This window comes from Fervidibacillus halotolerans (genome assembly GCF_026547205.1).
GTDB lineage: Bacteria > Bacillota > Bacilli > Bacillales > Caldibacillaceae > Fervidibacillus > Fervidibacillus halotolerans.
The window spans coordinates 2301082-2319597 of sequence record NZ_CP106877.1; the positions used below are offsets into that span (position 1 = coordinate 2301082).

Annotated in this window: 17 protein-coding genes; 12 read left to right on the plus strand and 5 right to left on the minus strand. The window is 38.0% G+C overall.

Annotation, left to right across the window (positions count from 1 at the left end; translation table 11 throughout):
- Positions 1-70: 70 nt before the first annotated feature.
- Complete coding sequence (locus OE105_RS10915; protein ID WP_275420208.1) at positions 71-448, minus strand: DUF2283 domain-containing protein; 378 nt, start codon at positions 446-448, stop codon at positions 71-73.
- Between the two features lie 147 nt (positions 449-595).
- Positions 596-1294, minus strand: coding sequence for a uracil-DNA glycosylase (locus tag OE105_RS10920; RefSeq protein ID WP_275420209.1), 699 nt, complete (start codon positions 1292-1294; stop codon positions 596-598).
- Positions 1295-1422: 128 nt separating this feature from the next.
- On the opposite strand from OE105_RS10920, the gene OE105_RS10925 reads away from it, so the two are divergent.
- Positions 1423-2388 carry an SLAC1 anion channel family protein gene (locus OE105_RS10925; protein ID WP_275420210.1) on the plus strand — a complete coding sequence of 322 codons (966 nt, stop codon included), beginning with the start codon at positions 1423-1425 and terminating at the stop codon, positions 2386-2388.
- Positions 2389-2586: 198 nt separating this feature from the next.
- Here OE105_RS10925 and OE105_RS10930 read toward each other — a convergent pair whose 3' ends face one another.
- On the minus strand, positions 2587-3294 hold the full coding sequence (locus OE105_RS10930) for an SDR family NAD(P)-dependent oxidoreductase (RefSeq protein WP_275420211.1): 708 nt from the start codon (positions 3292-3294) through the stop codon (positions 2587-2589).
- A gap of 390 nt (positions 3295-3684) precedes the next feature.
- Here OE105_RS10930 and OE105_RS10935 point away from each other — a divergent pair, with 390 nt between their 5' ends.
- From OE105_RS10935 to OE105_RS10955, 5 genes are all read left to right on the plus strand, one after another.
- A complete protein-coding gene (locus tag OE105_RS10935) occupies positions 3685-5736 on the plus strand; it encodes a BglG family transcription antiterminator (RefSeq protein WP_275420212.1) in 2052 nt (683 codons plus the stop codon).
- A 149-nt stretch (positions 5737-5885) separates the two neighbouring features.
- Positions 5886-6167, plus strand: coding sequence for a PTS sugar transporter subunit IIB (locus OE105_RS10940; protein WP_275420213.1), 282 nt, complete (start codon positions 5886-5888; stop codon positions 6165-6167).
- A 32-nt stretch (positions 6168-6199) separates the two neighbouring features.
- On the plus strand, positions 6200-7567 hold the full coding sequence (locus OE105_RS10945) for a PTS ascorbate transporter subunit IIC (RefSeq protein WP_275420214.1): 1368 nt from the start codon (positions 6200-6202) through the stop codon (positions 7565-7567).
- A 513-nt stretch (positions 7568-8080) separates the two neighbouring features.
- On the plus strand, positions 8081-8923 hold the full coding sequence (locus tag OE105_RS10950; protein ID WP_275420215.1) for a transketolase: 843 nt from the start codon (positions 8081-8083) through the stop codon (positions 8921-8923).
- A complete protein-coding gene (locus tag OE105_RS10955) occupies positions 8920-9873 on the plus strand; it encodes a transketolase family protein (RefSeq protein WP_275420216.1) in 954 nt (317 codons plus the stop codon). The genes OE105_RS10950 and OE105_RS10955 overlap by 4 nt, the downstream gene beginning before the upstream one ends.
- Positions 9874-10440: 567 nt before the next feature.
- On the opposite strand, the gene OE105_RS10960 is transcribed toward OE105_RS10955, so the two are convergent.
- Positions 10441-10647: a hypothetical protein gene (locus OE105_RS10960; protein WP_275420217.1), complete on the minus strand. Its 207-nt coding sequence runs from the start codon at positions 10645-10647 to the stop codon at positions 10441-10443.
- A gap of 104 nt (positions 10648-10751) precedes the next feature.
- Positions 10752-11039 carry a hypothetical protein gene (locus tag OE105_RS10965; RefSeq protein ID WP_275420218.1) on the minus strand — a complete coding sequence of 96 codons (288 nt, stop codon included), beginning with the start codon at positions 11037-11039 and terminating at the stop codon, positions 10752-10754.
- A gap of 665 nt (positions 11040-11704) precedes the next feature.
- Between OE105_RS10965 and OE105_RS10970 the strand changes: the two genes are divergently transcribed.
- From OE105_RS10970 to phoU, 6 genes are all read left to right on the plus strand, one after another.
- Entirely contained in the window at positions 11705-12661 is a 957-nt protein-coding gene (locus OE105_RS10970) for a nuclease-related domain-containing protein (RefSeq protein ID WP_275420219.1), read from the plus strand.
- Positions 12662-12977: 316 nt separating this feature from the next.
- Complete coding sequence (locus tag OE105_RS10975; protein ID WP_275420220.1) at positions 12978-13937, plus strand: PstS family phosphate ABC transporter substrate-binding protein; 960 nt, start codon at positions 12978-12980, stop codon at positions 13935-13937.
- A 223-nt stretch (positions 13938-14160) separates the two neighbouring features.
- Entirely contained in the window at positions 14161-15111 is a 951-nt protein-coding gene (gene pstC, locus OE105_RS10980; RefSeq protein ID WP_275420221.1) for a phosphate ABC transporter permease subunit PstC, read from the plus strand.
- Between the two features lies 1 nt (position 15112).
- The gene (gene pstA / locus OE105_RS10985; RefSeq protein ID WP_275420222.1) at positions 15113-15991 is read left to right on the plus strand and encodes a phosphate ABC transporter permease PstA; all 879 of its coding nucleotides are present in this window, start codon (positions 15113-15115) and stop codon (positions 15989-15991) included.
- Between the two features lie 192 nt (positions 15992-16183).
- A complete protein-coding gene (pstB, locus tag OE105_RS10990; RefSeq protein ID WP_275422170.1) occupies positions 16184-16987 on the plus strand; it encodes a phosphate ABC transporter ATP-binding protein PstB in 804 nt (267 codons plus the stop codon).
- A gap of 141 nt (positions 16988-17128) precedes the next feature.
- Entirely contained in the window at positions 17129-17797 is a 669-nt protein-coding gene (phoU, locus tag OE105_RS10995; RefSeq protein WP_275420223.1) for a phosphate signaling complex protein PhoU, read from the plus strand.
- The last annotated feature ends 719 nt before the right edge of the window (positions 17798-18516 follow it).

The window sequence follows — 18516 nt, forward strand, 5'->3', positions numbered from 1 at the left end:
TACTATTTGGTTTTAGAATGAAAAAAGCATCTCTAAGTTGAACAATCCACTTAAAGATGCGTCCTTTACGTTACAGTTTGTTTTCCGGGTATCTTTCTAAATCGATGATATCAAAGCCGATGAATCCCTTATAATCTTCTTTAGAAAATAAGAAGTCTATTCCTAAAAAATGATATTTACTTACTACTTCTTTTTCATTCATACGAAAAGAATATTTATGTTCATTTTTCGTATATATATTTTTTTCTTTAACTAAATTTTTAAGGCCGAGTGCCTCTTCACCAAATAATTCTAAACCAACGATTTTCCCTTCTGTATCTATATCTAAAGATATAAAAGGATTAACTTCTAGTTCTTCCGTTTCCTCGATGGTGTATTTGTATTTTTTTGTAAATACATAAATATAACCGAACCCGGATTCATGATCAAAACTAATTCTCTTACCCATGTATATCACCCTTTTTTTGTTTTACCCATCTTGCTTTTAGTCTACTTTGTAAGGGAAATATATTTTACAAAAAATAGAGTCTAAAAAATAAACACGCTTTAGACTGGATGAACAAAGTTTTCATCGAATCGTCCGCTTTTTTATCAACTACACTCGAATTTCATGTGCAACAATTGGCAACTGCCAGTCGATCTCTTCCTGCCCGATTTCTCGTAAGATTTCATTCGTTTTCGAAAAAGGTTTGCTCCCGAAAAATCCTCGGTGGGCAGATAACGGGCTTGGATGGGGTGATTTAATAATATAATGTTTCGTCGTGTCAATTAACGATATTTTACTTTGGGCAGCACTTCCCCATAATATGTAGACGATTGGATGATCCTTTTTATTTAACTGTTCAATGACCATGTCTGTAAATTGTTCCCACCCTTTTCCTTTATGGGAATGGGCGATTCCTTTTCTTACGGTCAGTACTGTGTTCAATAACAATACCCCTTGCTTTGCCCAAGGGACTAAATATCCATCTTTCGGTAGCGGACAACCGATATCATTTTGTAATTCAATGAATATATTTTTTAATGATGGCGGAAAAGGGACGCCTGGTTTTACAGAAAAACTGAGTCCATGGGCTTGATTCGGTCCATGGTACGGATCTTGTCCCAAGATGACCACCTTCACTTGATGAAAGGGGGTGTAATGGAGGGCATTGAATATATCGTACATATCCGGATACACTGTGTAAGTTGCATATTCTTTTTTCAAAAATTCTCTCAACTGTAAATAATACGGTTTTGTAAACTCTTCTTGTAAAAGAGGGGCCCAATCGTTTTTTAAAATAGTCTTTTTCATGGTGATCACCCTAACGATTTTTCTTCTATTATAGCAGAGGGACTGTCCCCAAGCATAATAGATGATAAAATCGGAATCATTCCGTATTATAGTTTATATGAAAAAATGAATCAAAAGGGAGAGAAAAAATGAATCAAAAGGTTGAAAGAGGATTACGCTACTTTCCAATTGCTTTATTCGCTAGTGTGATGGGGATCTCTGGCGTAACGATATCTCTAAAACTATTTGAAAACATGTGGGAAATCGGCCATGGTATATCTACTACTTTTCTTATTTTCGCTAGCCTGCTATTTTTGATTAACGCGATTATACTTCTTCATCGACTTATTCGATTTAAAGAGGATGTGAAAAAAGATTTCAATCATCCCGTGCGAATGAATTTTTTTGCGGCAATTTCCATTAGTTTATTGTTATTAAGCGTTCCCTATTATGAAATCAACGAGCTTTTGTCCTTTTACCTTTGGATCGCCGGGGCAGTTCTTCAACTGATCTTTACTTTATTTATTCTTACGAAGGTCATTTGGAAACATACCTTCGAAGTGCCCCAATTTAATCCGGCTTGGTTTATTCCGATCGTCGGAAATCTCGTCGTTCCACTAGCTGGGGTGTACCATGCTGGGGTGGACATAAATTGGTTGTTTTTTAGTTTGGGGATCTTTTTTAGTATCGTCTATATTACTTTGTTTTTGTATCGTATGTTTTTCCATCCAGTACTTCCCCCGAAGTTAAGGCCGACTTTTTATATTTTATTAGCACCTCCTGGAGTAGGGATGGTTTCTTATTTGAAGTTAGTAGGTGAATTGGATTCTTTCGCTTATATTTTATTTGGAATCGCCTTTTATATTGGACTGCTATTGTTATTTCAATTCAAACGATTTTTTACAATCCCATTTTTTATTTCATGGTGGGCGTATCTCTTCCCGTCCGCAGCGGTTACGAACGCGACGTATTTTATGTATGCGGAAACTGGAAAAGTATATTACAGTTGGCTATTTCAACTTCAAGTGGCCGGCTTACTCGTCTTGGTCGTATATTTGCTATGGAAAACAATCCAATTAGCGATAAACAAATCCCTATGTTTGAAAGAAGAATAATAAATCAACATGTGGAGTGGGTCGGGGTTCCGGTTCTCTTGACCCAGCAGTGGGTCGGGGTTCCGGTTCTTTTGGCCCACTTTCAAACTTCCAAAATTTGGTGGGTCGGGGTTCCGGTTCCTTTGGACCACTTTGGAACAAAGAAAGAGACCTTCGTTTTTTTGGGAGGTCTTGTTTTCCAGAGGCTATCCCCTTATCCTACTGAGGCAACATTCCTCCATCCACCGTATAAATGGAACTTGTTACATAAAATGCATCATCAGATAAAAGGAACATGGCAACATTAGCAACTTCATCTGGATTTCCATACCTTTTCATTGGAACGGCTTCCGCATAAGCTTTTTCTACTTCTTTCGCAGCACCTGGAGCCATATTTTCTTCAATTTGTCTCATCATTCGCGTATTGATGACTCCTGGAGCTAAAGCATTAATGCGAATTCCTAGTTCAGCCAATTCTGCTGCAACGACTCTTGTCATCCCAATGACCGCATGTTTCGACGTATTATAAGCGATCATTCCAGGTGCTCCCATTAGACCTGCCACAGATGCAGTATTCAAAACTGCTCCTTTCCTTTGTTTTTTCATAACAGGGATTACATATTTTAATCGTAAAAAGACACCACGAACATTAACATTTAAAACGAAATCAAAAACATCAGTCGGATAGTCTTCTACTAGTGCGTATTTCCCTTCCACACCCGCATTATTGAAAAACGCATCGATCTTTCCAAACTTTTCAACTGTCTTTTCTACGTAATTTTTCACATCTTCTTCTTTTGAAACATCAGCGGCAATCGATAAGACGCGTTCATCACTTAAAGCCAACTCTTTCTCCACTGCCCTCAAAGCCTCTAAATTTAAATCTACTAAAGCAACCGAGGCTCCCTCACTAACGACTTTTTTCACTAACTCCTACCCGATACCTCTTGCTGCACCCGTTACAAGTACGACCTTCCCATCAAATTTCCCGATTATAGCCCTCCTTTTGTTGTAAGCGATTACATTTTAATTATTGTTAAAAATTAAATTAATCAAGTAATTTGTGGGTCAAAGTTCCTGTCCCCTTGACCCACTTCGCACCTACTTTAGGACACCTGGGTCAAAGTTCCTGTCCCCTTGACCCACTTCCTGTCCCCTTGACCCACTTCGCTCCTACTTTAGGACACCTGGGTCAAAGTTCCTGTCCCCTCGACCCATCCCAATGGGGCGATGAGACGGTGACAACGTTTGTGATGAATCACATCTATATTTGTAAGCGAATTCACTTATAATAAGACTATGAAGGGAGGATGCGCTATGCTTGATCGAAATAGTTTGGAATTATTTCATTATTTAGCAACTGTTCGTCCAATCTCAATCGAAGTTGTTCTAAAGACAAAAAAAATTTCATCCAGACAATTTTTTTATTCCTTGGACAAAATCAATTACTGGTTAAAACTTAGACATCTCCCTGAAATTACGATTGATCAAAATCAATTATCCATCCCTTCTGAAATGATTGATTTTTGGAATCAAAACAAGGATGTGCTATTTCATAAAACGTATGTTTTCAATGGTGAAGAACGAGCTTTACTTTTACTCATTTACACTTTTATTCGTACAGATTTGCTTTCCCATGCTCACTACCAATCATTATTGAATGTGAGCAAAAACACAATCACAAGCGATATTAAAAAGGCGAATGAAATAAGTAAAGACTTTCGCGTTCAAATTCATTATTCAAGGGAAAAGGGGTTCCACTTAAAGGGACAGGAAGATGACAAGCGCAATTTAATTTTAAAGTGCATCTCCTTATTTTCTTCCCACCCAAGAAGGGGCGAAATTTTATCATTTGTTTTTTTCGCTCATAATTTGGAAGACCAATATGCAAAATATGAAAAAAAGATGATTCAGCTGGCTACACAATATCATCTCACCTTTATCGAAGGGCGAATGTTTGAGTTTATTTATTTGCTGCAGATGGTCCATATCCGACAAAAGGAAAAAAAATACATTCAAATTTATTCCGGAACGATGGAATTTTTAGGAAAACATAACATGTATGAAGCGGCAAAAGCTATTCAAAAACAGTTGGAAGGATCCTTACTACCAGAAGAACTTACGTATTTAACGATGTTATTACTCGGCATTACCGTTGGAAATGTTCCGGCACATTCTTCCACCATTTTAACGGAAGTAACGAAAAAAATGATTCAAGATTTCGAACGGTATACATGCATCCAAATTGAAGATAAACAAAAAGCATTCGAATCCTTATTCGGTCATTTTCAACCGGCCTATTACCGAATGTTGTATAAAATTCCGATTACAAATCCGTTATTAAAGGAAATTAAAGAAGAACACCACACCATTTTTCAAATCGTTTCAGAGGTCATGCGGCCGATTGGAGAGATGTTAAATATTGAAATTCCAGATGAAGAAATTGGTTTCCTCTCCTTACATTTCGGTGCCCTGTTAGAAAAGGAATCAGTAATTGACGAACAAGGTTATCGAGCGATGATTGTTTGTCCAAACGGTATTAGTTCAAGCCTAATGGTCGAAACGTATCTTAAAAATTTATTTCCGATGTTCACTTGGGTGACATCTATTTCAAAAGATACCTTTTTAAAAATGGATCCCAATGAATACGATATGATCTTTTCCACCATTCCGCTCGATACGACAAAGCCGTTATTTATCGTAAAACCGATTATGAATGAGGTGGAAAAAAAGCATTTGCAACATGCCGTTTTTCAATATTTATCAACTAAACCTACGTCCTACCCGACACCAGAACAAATTATAAAAATTGTGGAAAAACATGCATCCATCAAAGACAAAAAAGGGCTGACCGAAGCAATTTCCAAACTGTTATACGGTCAACCTGAAACAACACACATTAGGGGGAACCAACCGATGCTCAACGAATTATTAACCGAAGACATGATTCAATTTCAACAAAACGTTTCCGATTGGAAGGAAGCGATTGCGATTACCGCCAAACCGCTGTTAGAAAAAGGAGCTATCACTCAAAGTTATATCGATAAAATGATTGAAAACGTAGAAGAAATCGGACCTTATATCGTTATTCACCCAGGTATCGCCATTCCCCATGCCCGACCGGAATTTGGCGTAGAAAAATTAGGGATGAGCTTTTTAAAACTAACAGAACCGACGAACATTTTAAATGAAGAAAAAAATCAAGTGCAAATTCTCATTTGTCTAGCAGCCATTGACAATAATAGTCATTTAAAGGCGCTATCACAATTAACGAAATTACTTGGCAATAAGGAAAGTTTAAACCAATTGTTCGCTGCCACTTCAAAAGAAGAAGTTCTCGAACTCATCCAAAGCTATTCAGATCAGTAAGTTGTCCATATTTTATTTAAGGAGGTGGTTGGTAAAGGATTATCACTTTGTCCACGACGGGAAAGGAATACATGGAGCTAAGAAATTTTTCAAAAGGTTGAATGATTTTTGCACATTTACACCATATTAAACGTCAGGAGGGGTTTATGATGAAAATTTTAGCGATTTGTGGATCAGGTCTTGGAAGTAGTTTTATGTTAGAAATGAACATTCAACAAGCACTGTCAGAACTTGGCGTCGACAATATTGAAGTGGAACATTCCGATTTAAGTTCAGCAACAAGTGATGCAGCCGACCTATTTGTCATGGCAAAAGATATTGCGGAAGGTGCAAGCCATTTAGGAGAAAGAATCGTATTAGAAAGCATCATCGATCAAGATGAATTGAAAACAAAACTAAAATCCAAATTAGAAGAGATGAATATTTTATAACCTTATTTATAAAATAACAAGGAGGTTTCCCAATGTTTGAAGGACTATTGAAATTAATAATGGATATTTTGAGTCAACCTGCCGTACTTGTCGCTCTTATTGCCCTAATTGGATTACTGATTCAAAAGAAACCGGTTTCTGACATAATTAAAGGAACAACAAAAACATTTTTAGGATTCATCGTTCTTTCTGCAGGTGCGGGAATTTTGGTCGGTTCATTAGATCCATTTGGGCAAATGTTCCAAGAGGCCTTTAATGTAAACGGTGTCGTACCGAATAACGAGGCAATCGTTGCGATGGCGTTAACCGAATTCGGTTCGACGACGGCACTTATCATGTTTTTCGGTATGATTGCAAATATTTTAGTTGCCCGTTTCACAAATTTAAAATATATCTTTTTAACAGGTCATCATACGTTGTACATGGCTTGTTTAATCGCCGTTATTTTAGTCGTAGCCGGACTTGAAGGTTTCCAATTGGTCTTTGTCGGTTCTTTAGCACTCGGTTTTATTATGTCTTTCTTCCCGGCACTTGCCCAACCGTTTATGCGGAAAATAACTGGAAATGATCAAGTTGGTTTTGGCCATTTTAGTACACTCGGTTATGTTTTATCCGGTGCAATTGGAAAAGTTGTAGGTAAAAACTCCCGCTCCACGGAAAAAATTAATTTCCCGAAAGGTTTAGGATTTCTTCGAGATAGTTCTGTTAGTATCGCTTTAACGATGACTATTCTTTATCTCATTGTTGCAGTCGTTACTGGGCCAACTTTTATTGAAGAAAACTTAAGTGGCGGCACACATTATCTCGTTTATTCTGTGATCCAAGCAGTTACGTTTGCAGCAGGCGTATTCGTTATCCTCTCAGGTGTTCGTTTAATTTTGGCGGAAATTGTTCCAGCATTTAAAGGGATTTCGAATAAACTTGTTCCAAATGCAAAACCAGCTCTCGACTGTCCGATTGTTTTCCCATATGCACCAAATGCTGTTTTACTTGGATTCTTCTGCAGTTTCCTAGGTGGGATTGTTGGAATGTTCGTTCTTGGAATTTTCGGTGCAATAATTATTCTTCCAGGTGTTGTTCCTCATTTCTTTACTGGTGCAACAGCAGGGGTATTTGGTAACGCTACAGGTGGAATTCGCGGAGCAACAATCGGTTCATTCTTTAATGGTCTATTGATCACCTTCTTACCTGTATTCCTTATGCCTGTATTAGGTGACCTAGGATTTGCGAATACGACGTTCTCTGATGCTGACTTTGCTGCTTCTGGAATCTTCCTCGGATATATTACTAATTGGTTTGGAGCTGTTGGCGTAACGGTTGCGATTATAGCACTTGTTGCCATTCCAGTCGTTATGTATATGTTTCGTAAAAAACCAGCGAACGATTCAACGAGTATGTAATCGCATTGTTAAATGGATTAGTGAATGTAATCCTTAATCACAATACAAAATCCGAAACCTTTTAAAAAATGAGTTTTGTAAGTATGGAAAAATTCCGAAACCGCTTTTCAGACCAACAAGATCTGAATCTTTTTTGAAAAACGTCACCTGCTTGAAAGGTATGGTTAAATTGGAAAACAAACAAATTTTATCCATAATCACCAACCATTCAAGATTTGGTTCGATTTTGAAAAAAAGTCATCCCTTTGGAATACTCTGGGAACAGTGATTGTGGTCGTTGGGATTCCATCGTAATTTGTTAACTTTTTTACAAAATCATTAATTGTTTAAAAAGTAAAAGCGAGTTAACACATACATTTTTGAAAAATTGAAGAAATTTTTGTTTCGCTTTTCGGAATGCTCATTAACAATTTTTATATGGGTTCGGATCATCGATACATCAACGCCATTTTATCAACCTTGAAATGACTCCGAACCTCATTTTTCTTTTCAACAAACTAAAGGGGGTTTATGATGAACGATTTAGAATTATTTAGAGATCAGATTCGTTTATGGACATTAAAGCAATTACATCATTTAGGTTTCGGTCATTACGGTGGAAGTCTCTCTATTGTTGAAACTCTTGCCGTATTATACGGAAAAGAAATGAATGTCACGACGGAAAATTTTAAAGAAGTCGATCGTGATCATTTTATTTTGTCAAAGGGACATGCTGGACCAGCCCTTTATGCAACACTTGCTTTAAAAGGATTTTTCCCGATGGATATGCTTCTTACGTTGAACCAAAACGGAACAAAATTACCTTCCCATCCGGATCGTAATTTAACACCGGGAGTGGAAATGACAACCGGTTCATTAGGACAAGGTTTTTCCGTAGCTGTTGGAATGGCTACTTCTTTAAAATTATCCGGATCGACCCATTATACGTACACGATCGTCGGTGACGGGGAATTAAACGAAGGTCAATGTTGGGAAGCAGCCCAATTTGCCGCTCACCACCGTTTAAATCGTCTCGTTGTGCTTGTCGATGAAAACAAAAAACAGCTCGACGGTTGGACGAAGGATATTATTGAAACATTCGATTTGGCGGACAAATTCCGTTCGTTCGGTTTTTGGAGTACAAGAGTTGATGGTGCAGATATGGAGGCGATCCATCAAGCAATCATCGAAGGTAAAGAGCAAAAGGAAAAACCGATTTGTATTATTTTGGATACAACGAAGGGACAAGGAATTCCGTACTTAGAAGAAAAAGAAGCAAACCACCACATCCGGCCTTCCGATGAAGAAAAAGACATTATCAGACAAGCAATTGAAGAACTCGAGAAAAAGGTAAGTGAAAAGGAGGCTGGCCGATGAGTATGACGGAATTGAAACTTGAAGAAAAAGAAATGCGTCAAGTGTACTCGGAAACCATTTTGGAATTAGCGAAAAAAGATCCAAATGTCATTGCCTTAGACGCAGATTTAATGAGCTCGATTAGTTTGAATAAAATTTCACCCCAAATCAGTGATCAAGTTATTAACTGTGGAATTATGGAAGCGAATATGATGGGGGTTGCTGCAGGTTTTAGCTTAACGAACAAAATCCCATTCGTTCATACCTTTGCCCAGTTCGCCACACGCCGAGCCTTCGATCAATTGTTCGTTTCCCTTGCTTATGCAAAACTAAATGTGAAAATTCTTGGCTCTGATGCGGGTGTAACTGCAGAACATAACGGTGGAACACATATGGCGTTTGAAGACCTCGGCTTAGTTCGTCTCATTCCGAACGCAACCGTTTATGAAGCAAGTGACAGTACGATGTTACGGAAACTTTTGATACAAAATTATAAAGAATACGGTGTCCATTACATTCGTACGACTCGAAAAAAAGCAGTGAAAATTTACGATGAGAACGAAACCTTCCCTAAAGGTAAAGGAAAATTGTTAAGGGATGGAACGGACGTATGTATTGTTGCTTCCGGAATCATGGTGGCCGAAGCATTACAAGCAGCCCGAGAACTGGAGAAAAAAAGTATCGATGCAATGGTGATCGATATGTACTCCATTAAACCTGTGGATGCAGAACTGTTAACTTATGCAGCAGAAAAAACAGGTTTGATTATTACAGCAGAAAATCATAATGTCATTGGCGGACTCGGTAGTGCCGTAGCCGAAACCCTTTCAGAAATTAAACCCGTTCCAATTAAACGGGTAGGAGTTCGGGAAAAATTTGGTCAAGTCGGAAAAGTTGAGTACTTAAAAGAATTTTACGGACTCACAGCAAACCATATTGCAAACATCGCTTTAGAAAATTTAGGTAAGTAAATGTGAAGGTGCATTCTTGAATGAGGATGCACCTTTTTTCAATTTTTCCCGCCCCAAATCTGGTTCTATTTACCCGAATTTCAAACAAATTTACACGAATTCTCGTCCCATTTCCCAAAATCATGACAAATTTACCCGAATTCTCATTCTATTTACACGAATTTCAAACAAATTTACCCGAATTCTTGTCCCATTTCCTCGAATCCCGACCAATTTCCCTGAATTCTCGTTCTATTTACCCGAATTCCAAACAATTTTACCCGAATTCCAGTTCTTTTTCCCCGAATCCTGACCAATTTACCCGAATTCCCATTCCATTTCCCTGAATTCCATACCGATTTACCCGAATTACGGTTTCTTTTCCTCGAATCCCGACCAATTTCCCCGAATTCTCGTTCCTTTTCCCTGAATTCCTAACGAATTTACCCGATTTCCAGTTCCTTTTCCTCGAATCCCAACCAATTTCCCTGAATTTCATACCGATTTACCCGAATTCTTGTCCCACTTCCTCGAATCCTGACCAATTTCCCCGAATTCTCGTTCCTTTTCCCTGAATTCCTAACGAATTTACCCGATTTCCAGTTCCTTTTCCCCGAATCCTGACCAATTTACCCGAATTCCCATTCCATTTCCCTGAATTCCATACCGATTTACCCGAATTCTTGTCCCATTTCCTCGAATCCCGACCAATTTACCCGAATTCTCGTCCCATTTACACGAATTCCAGTTCCTTTTCCCCGAATCCCAACCAATTTCCCCGAATTCCCGTCCCATTTCCCTGAATTCCTAACAAATTTGCCCGAATTACGGTTCCGTTTCCCCGAATCTCAACCAATTTACCTGAATTCTTGTCCCATTTCCCTGAATTCCAAACCGATTTACCCGAATTCCAGTTCCTTTTCCCCGAATCCTGACCAATTTACCCGAATTCCCATTCCATTTCCCTGAATTCCATACCGATTTACCCGAATTACGGTTTCTTTTCCTCGAATCCTGACCAATTTACCCGAATTCTTGTCCCATTTCCCCGAATCCCAACCAATTTCCCCGTATTCCGGTTCCTTTTCCTCTAATCCCGACCAATTTCCCTGAATTCTCGTTCTATTTACCCGAATTCCAAACAATTTTACCCGAATTCCAGTTCTTTTTCCCCGAATCCTGACCAATTTACCCGAATTCCCATTCCATTTCCCTGAATTCCATACCGATTTACCCGAATTACGGTTTCTTTTCCTCGAATCCTGACCAATTTACCCGAATTCCCATTCCATTTCCCTGAATTCCATACCGATTTACCCGAATTACGGTTTCTTTTCCTCGAATCCTGACCAATTTACCCGAATTCCCATTCCATTTCCCTGAATTCCATACCGATTTACCCGAATTCTTGTCCCACTTCCTCGAATCCTGACCAATTTACCCGAATTCTCGTCCCATTTCCCTGAATTCCAAACGAATTTACCCGAATTTCAGTTCCTTTCCCTCGAATCCCGACCAATTTACCCGAATTCTCGTCCCATTTACACGAATTCCAAATGAATTTACCCGATTTCCGGTTTTACTTCCCTAAGTTCAGACCGATTTACCCAAATTTTTACAGTAATTTTTGAAATTCCAACCAATTCTCATAAATTTTCGTCCCGTTCCCTTAAATTCCTAACAATTCCCCCCAAATTCTGTTCCGATTTCCCCAAAAATCAAACAAATTCCCCCAAATTCTGTTCCGGTTTCCCCAAAAATCAAACGATTTCCCCTAAATCAACCTGTTTTTAATCAACAAAATGTGATAGAATTATTCAAAAAAAGACAATATTTTTGAAAGGGGTTTTTTATGATCATTAAACCTTACGCAATTCCCTTCGATGTGCTACAGATTGAAGCTTTGGAACGGAGGATACCGCGCTCCCATCCGAAAAAAGGACAAATTCAGCAAGAACTGAAAAAACATATGTTTGGACAGCAAGGTGAAAAAGAGGTTTTTTACCAGTTACAATTTCTTCCCGAAAAACATTTCTACCTTTTCCACAACCTTCGCCTAATTGAAAACGAACGTGTATTTCAAATCGATATACTCGTCCTTCATCCCAACTTTATTACGATTATTGAAGTAAAACATTTTAAAGGAAATATTTCTTTCAACGATATCGGTCAACTCGTTCACGAATCGGGAGAAGTATATGATCATCCGATAAATCAAGTAGAAAAACATAAATTGCAGTTTCAAAACTGGTTGACCTATAATAACTTCCCGATTCCTCCAATCGAAACATTTGTTGTATTAGGGCCGGCTACCAAATTTTTACCGAATAATACGTACACGAAACATATTCAAAAACTCGTCCCGACTTCCACGATTCTCCCAACCATCCTTGAATTAGCCCAAAGATACAAAAAACCGATTTTTCGAAAAAACCAGATCGATCAATTATGTACAACTGTCCAATCCGCTCACACCCCATTACAAAAAAATGTATTGACGAACTTCCAAATACAATCGGAGGATTTAATACAAGGCGTTCTTTGCCCCATTTGTGCAACAACTGTAATGGACAGAATTCATGGCAAATGGTTTTGCTCCGCCTGCGAAATTAAAGAGGAAAAGTGTCATATTCATGCCTTTAACGATTATTACTGTCTTATTAAAGAAACCATTACGATTAAAGAAGCGAAACAGTTTTTAAACATACATCGTTATGATCTTGTAAAATATTTAATTAAAAAAGAACAATATAAAAAAATTGGAAAAACAAAAGGTACGAAATATGTATTAACCTTTAAAAAAGTGTAATCATTTTTTATTCCTCTCAAAAAAACAGTTGTAATAACTCAAAACAACGGATTATCCGCTTCTTACAAACATCGGCATAAACTGGGCTAATTTTTAAAAAACTCCTTCCCATTACGAAATTCCCATTACAAAACACAAATGATACGAATTATTGATCTTCCACCCTACCTTATACCTTCAATCAATTCCTTCACAAATCCGTTTGAACATTCCCCTATTTACAAAAGATTTACATTTTATTAAAACCGGATTAATCATTATCAATTAAGGTGAAAGTGTAAGAAACATTCATGCCAATTTTAGGGGGAATTCATTCATGTTAAAACGGAAAAAATTTTGGTTATCATTTTTACTTGTGTTTACCATCGGATTCATCGCAGCGTGTGGACCAAAAGAAGAGGATTCAACAAGCGGATCGGATTCAGAACAAACTGAGCAATTAGAAGGAAAAATTGCCATCGACGGTTCATCCACGGTTTTTCCTATTATGGAGGCTACAGCAGAAGAATATAAGATTGTTCAACCGAAAGTACAAGTTTCCGTCGGTGTATCCGGAACCGGTGGGGGATTTAAAGCATTTATCGCTGGCGAAACCGACATTAGTAACGCTAGCCGCCCGATTAAAGATGAAGAAGCGGAAAGCTTAAAGGAAAATGGAATCGAGTATACGGAATTTCAAATCGCCTATGACGGATTGTCCGTAGTTGTAAATAAAGATAATGATTGGGTCGATTACTTAACGATTGAAGAGTTGAAAAAAATGTGGGTTGAAGATGGAACGGTAAAAACTTGGGCTGACATTCGCGAAGGATGGCCTGAAGAAGAAATTAAATTTTACTCTCCTGGAACGGATTCAGGAACGTTCGATTACTTTGATGAAGTGATTTTAGACGGTGAACAAATCGTTCAAAGCGCAACCCTTTCTGAAGATGACAACGTGTTAGTTACTGGTGTAACAGGTGATGTAAACGCCATTGGTTATTTTGGATATGCGTACTATATCGAAAACAAAGATCGATTGAAAGTCGTTCCAATTGACGGAGGAAACGGACCGGTTGAACCGACAAATGAAACAGTTGAAAGCGGCGAATACAGCCCACTATCCCGACCACTATTCATCTATGTGAAAAACGAGTCAGTGAAACGTGAAGAAGTTTACGACTTTGTAAAATTCTTGTTGGAAAACGCTGGTGAACTAGCAGAAGAAGTTGGATACGTGAGCACTCCACAAGAAAATTATGATCAAGCTTTAGAACAACTTGAAAATCTAAAGTAATATTACTCGAACAAATCAAAAAAGATGAGAAGCAAAATTGGATGCTTCTCATCTTGCCATTATACCAAATCATTTCAAATGTTATTCCAATACTAATTTTCATCCCTTTACTTCTATTCATATCGAAGTCTATTTTCTCAAAATAAACCGGACAACAAATCTCTACCGTTCAAATAGATGATTTTCCCTTTTTCATCTTGTCTTTATGAAAGGAGTTTCAACCATGGCCTCATCAAATGGTAGTGCAGCAGTTTCTGTACAAAAATTAATTGAAGAAAAAAAGAAAAACCACCAATCGGCAAGAAAAAAAATCGAGAACATCGTACCCATTCTTTTATTTTCTACGGCAACCGTTTCCGTTTTAACGACTTTGGGCATTCTTTTTACCCTTTTATTCGAAACGTTTACCTTTTTTAAGGATGTTTCCATTGTGGAATTTCTAACTTCCAAAACCTGGTATCCTTTTTCCGAACCTGGTCATTACGGAATTTTACCACTGATTTCCGGGACGCTTCGAGTAACGGGCATTGCGATGATTGTTGCTGTTCCTTTAGGACTTGCAAGTGCCGTTTATTTAAGTGAATATGCATCGGATCAAACGAGAAGGGTAATCAAACCGATTTTAGAAGTATTAGCCGGTGTTCCAACGATTGTTTACGGGTTTTTCGCTTTGACGTTTGTCACACCGATATTACAAAAAATCATTCCTTCACTGGAAATTTTCAATGCCCTAAGCCCCGGCATTGTCATTGGGATTATGATAACTCCAACCATTGCCTCTTTATCTGAAGACGCGATGTCCGCCGTACCGAATGCCATTCGAGAAGGCGCATTGGCACTAGGAGCGACGAAACTGGAAGTCACCGTGAAAGTTGTGTTACCTGCTGCAATCTCAGGAATCATCGCATCGGTCGTTTTAGGAATGTCTAGAGCAATTGGGGAAACGATGATCGTCTCGATTGCAGGTGGCTCTACACCGAACACTGGATTTGATATCACCGGACCGATTCAAACGATGACCGCCTATATTGTTCAAATCGCACAAGGAGACGCAGGATATGGAACGACGATTTATTACAGTATTTACGCAGTTGGGTTTACCTTGTTCCTATTTACCCTCGTGATGAATTTGATCGCCCAATGGATGTCGCGACGTATTAGGGAGGAATATTAAAATGAAATTCATCGATCATCAAAAAGTTTTACAACATACAGGACCGAGAAGAAAACTGAATAAAATATCCAAATATTTATTTTTCTTGGCCACCCTCCTATCCTTATTTGTCTTGGCCATTTTATTAGCTCGGATTTTATTTCAAGGATTCCCTTATTTAGACTGGCAATTTTTAAATAGCTTACCTTCAAGAAAACCGGAAAAGGCAGGAATTTACACCGCTTTGATCGGAACGATGTGGCTGATGGCAGTCGTCATCCCTGTCACATTTATTCTTGGCGTCGGTACTGCAATCTACTTGGAAGAATATGCGAAAAAAAATCGTTTCAATACATTTTTACAAGTGAATATTTCCAATCTTGCAGGAGTTCCATCCGTCGTGTACGGACTTTTAGGTTTGACGATTTTTGCTCGAGCACTTCATTTAGGAACGAGCGTACTTGCAGCTGGGTTAACGATGAGTTTACTAATCTTACCTGTAGTTATCGTTTCAAGTCAGGAGGCAATTCGTTCTGTACCGAAAGAACTAAAGGAAGCATCATACGCGATGGGGGCAACAAAATGGCAAACGATTCGAACAGTCGTGTTACCTGCCGCCTTACCTGGAATTTTAACTGGATCGATTCTCGCTTTTTCACGGGGAATTGGAGAAACTGCACCCCTTGTCGTAATTGGCGTACCACTTTTTCTCGCTGTGTTACCTAGCAGTTTTCTCGATTCATTTACTGCACTGCCAATGCAAATTTATAACTGGACGAGTCGACCCCAAGAGGAATTCCATGCCCTCGCTGCAGCAGGAATTATCGTTTTACTAGGAATGTTAATCATCATGAACTCAGTGGCCGTTTGGATTCGAAATAAATTCCAAAACAGATATTAACGACTAGAAACCATGTGAAACCGTAATTTCTTTTACAATCAGAACAACGGAATTCACCGAATCATATGCGCATTCTTCATCATTAAATTGGAAGTCTGTAGTGGTTAGGTTCGAATAGACGTATGGGTGAGTGAAAGTGAACGAATAAGGAGGATTTAAAATATGTCCATAACTGCAGAGCTTCGAAAAGAAATGAAAAAAACAACAAATGAGTTAAGCCACATCGAAGAACCTGCTCAAAAACAAATCGTATATCAAACGAAAGAATTAAATCTTTGGTACGGTGATACCCACGCGCTAAAAGATATTCATCTCGATATTTATGAAAATGAAATTACAGCTATTATCGGCCCATCTGGTTGTGGTAAATCTACATTTATTAAAACGTTGAATCGGATGGTTGAACTCGTACCGATTGTAAAAACATCTGGAGAAATCCTTTACCGCGGTCGAAATATTTTTGATAAAACGTATCCGGTGGAAGAATTACGCACAAAAGTCGGAATGGTGTTTCAAAAGCCGAATCCCTTCCCGAAGTCGATTTACGACAACATTGCATACGGCCCAAGAATTCACGGAATCAAAGATCGAAAAATTCTCGACGAAATTGTAGAAAAAAGTTTACGTAACGCGGCCATTTGGGATGAAGTAAAAGATCGTTTAAAAGAAAATGCGTACGGCTTATCTGGTGGGCAACAACAACGCCTTTGTATCGCTCGAGCCCTCGCCATCGAACCGGATGTCATTTTAATGGATGAACCGACATCTGCTCTCGATCCGATTTCGACTTTAAAAGTGGAGGAGCTCGTCCAAGAATTAAAGGAAAAATTTAGCATTATTATCGTGACCCATAATATGCAACAAGCTGCCCGAATCTCTGACAAAACCGCATTTTTCCTTAATGGGGAAGTAATTGAATACGATCAAACGGACAAGATTTTCTCCACACCGAAAGACAAACGGACAGAAAATTATATCACCGGTCGATTTGGATAATCGATTTTGTTTGAATGGTTCTCGGTGACCCGTTCAACAATTCGGTGACATTTTAATTCATTCAACTGATTCTTAAGGAAAAATTTTTTATACGATTACCGAACGTCGGGAGATTTTTAATAGAAAGGATGGGAATGTTCAATGACTGCTAGGGAATTTTTTGATGAGGAATTAAGGGGATTGCAAGACCAATTGTCGGAACTTTGTCATTTTGCCCAACGTGCTTTAGATCGGGCTTTAGAGGCCTTTGAAACGCAGGATATTCAAGCTTCTCAAGAAATAATCGACGACGATGACAAAGCAGATTTATTGTACGAAGAAATTATTGACAATGCCATTATGATTATTACAAAACAACAACCGGTAGCAACGGACCTTCGAAAAATCATTATGACCATCCGAATTGCGACCGATTTTGAACGGGTTGCCGATTTTGCCGTCAACATCGCTAAATCGACCATTCGATTAGGGAAAAGGACCGATCCTTCGATGATAGGAGTATTAACAAATTTACATCGAATGTATGAAATATCCAATCAAATGTTAATCGAAGGACTCAATGCTTTCAAGGAAGAAGACGTGAAACTTGCAAAAATCGTGGCAGAAATGGATGACGAAGTAGATCGATTGTACGGTGAAACGATCAAAGAATTGTTTAACATCCATCAGAAAAATCCAGACCATATCAATTACGTAACCCAATTACTTTTTATTTGTCGCTACTTAGAACGTACCGCCGATCACATAACAAATGTAGCGGAAAATACGGTGTATTTAGTAAAGGGAAAACATATCGATTTAAATGAATAATCCCCTTGTATTTAAGGGGATTCATTTGATGTTCATTTGGGAGATACGGATTCGGACTCTGGATGATTGACCGTTTTGTGAAATAAATCGGGAATCCATCCTTTGTTCGTTTTGAAGAAAGGTATAGTTTTTTATTTGAAAAATCAAGAAACATTACGTTGAATTGGAAGACTTAGAAATTCCTTCGATCATTAGTTTTTTTACCCTTCATGTGAATTCGTTTGATTCCTAGCATTTTCTTCGGATGCCGGATGAATCGATTGGTTCTTATATTCTTTTTGATAACAAATAGATTTATTTAATTCTATGACGTTAGTTAAACCGGGTTCAGTTCCCGATATTCCCTTGTTTTTTTGCTGATTGGATTCCAGTCCATTGACTGTTTACAAATATTCCCTTGAATGGTTAAAAATTCGAACTTTCGTTGCATATGGGAAGGGGATTTGAACTTTAGTAATTTGATAATGAATGCGTATATTCGTAATGATTTTTAGATTTTTTAAATTGAAAAATCACATCTAAATTTGAACCATAAGAAATCTGAAATCTATTTGTCAGTCGATTAAATCGATCACTTTATATCATTTTTAAAAAAATGTTATAGAATTAATATAATTTTTTAAGTGTTTTACAACAATTTTACATTTGAATATGTTTTAATTATAATAGAGTCGCAAAATTTTGCGACAATAACTCATATGGGGGTGTTAATTGCGTAG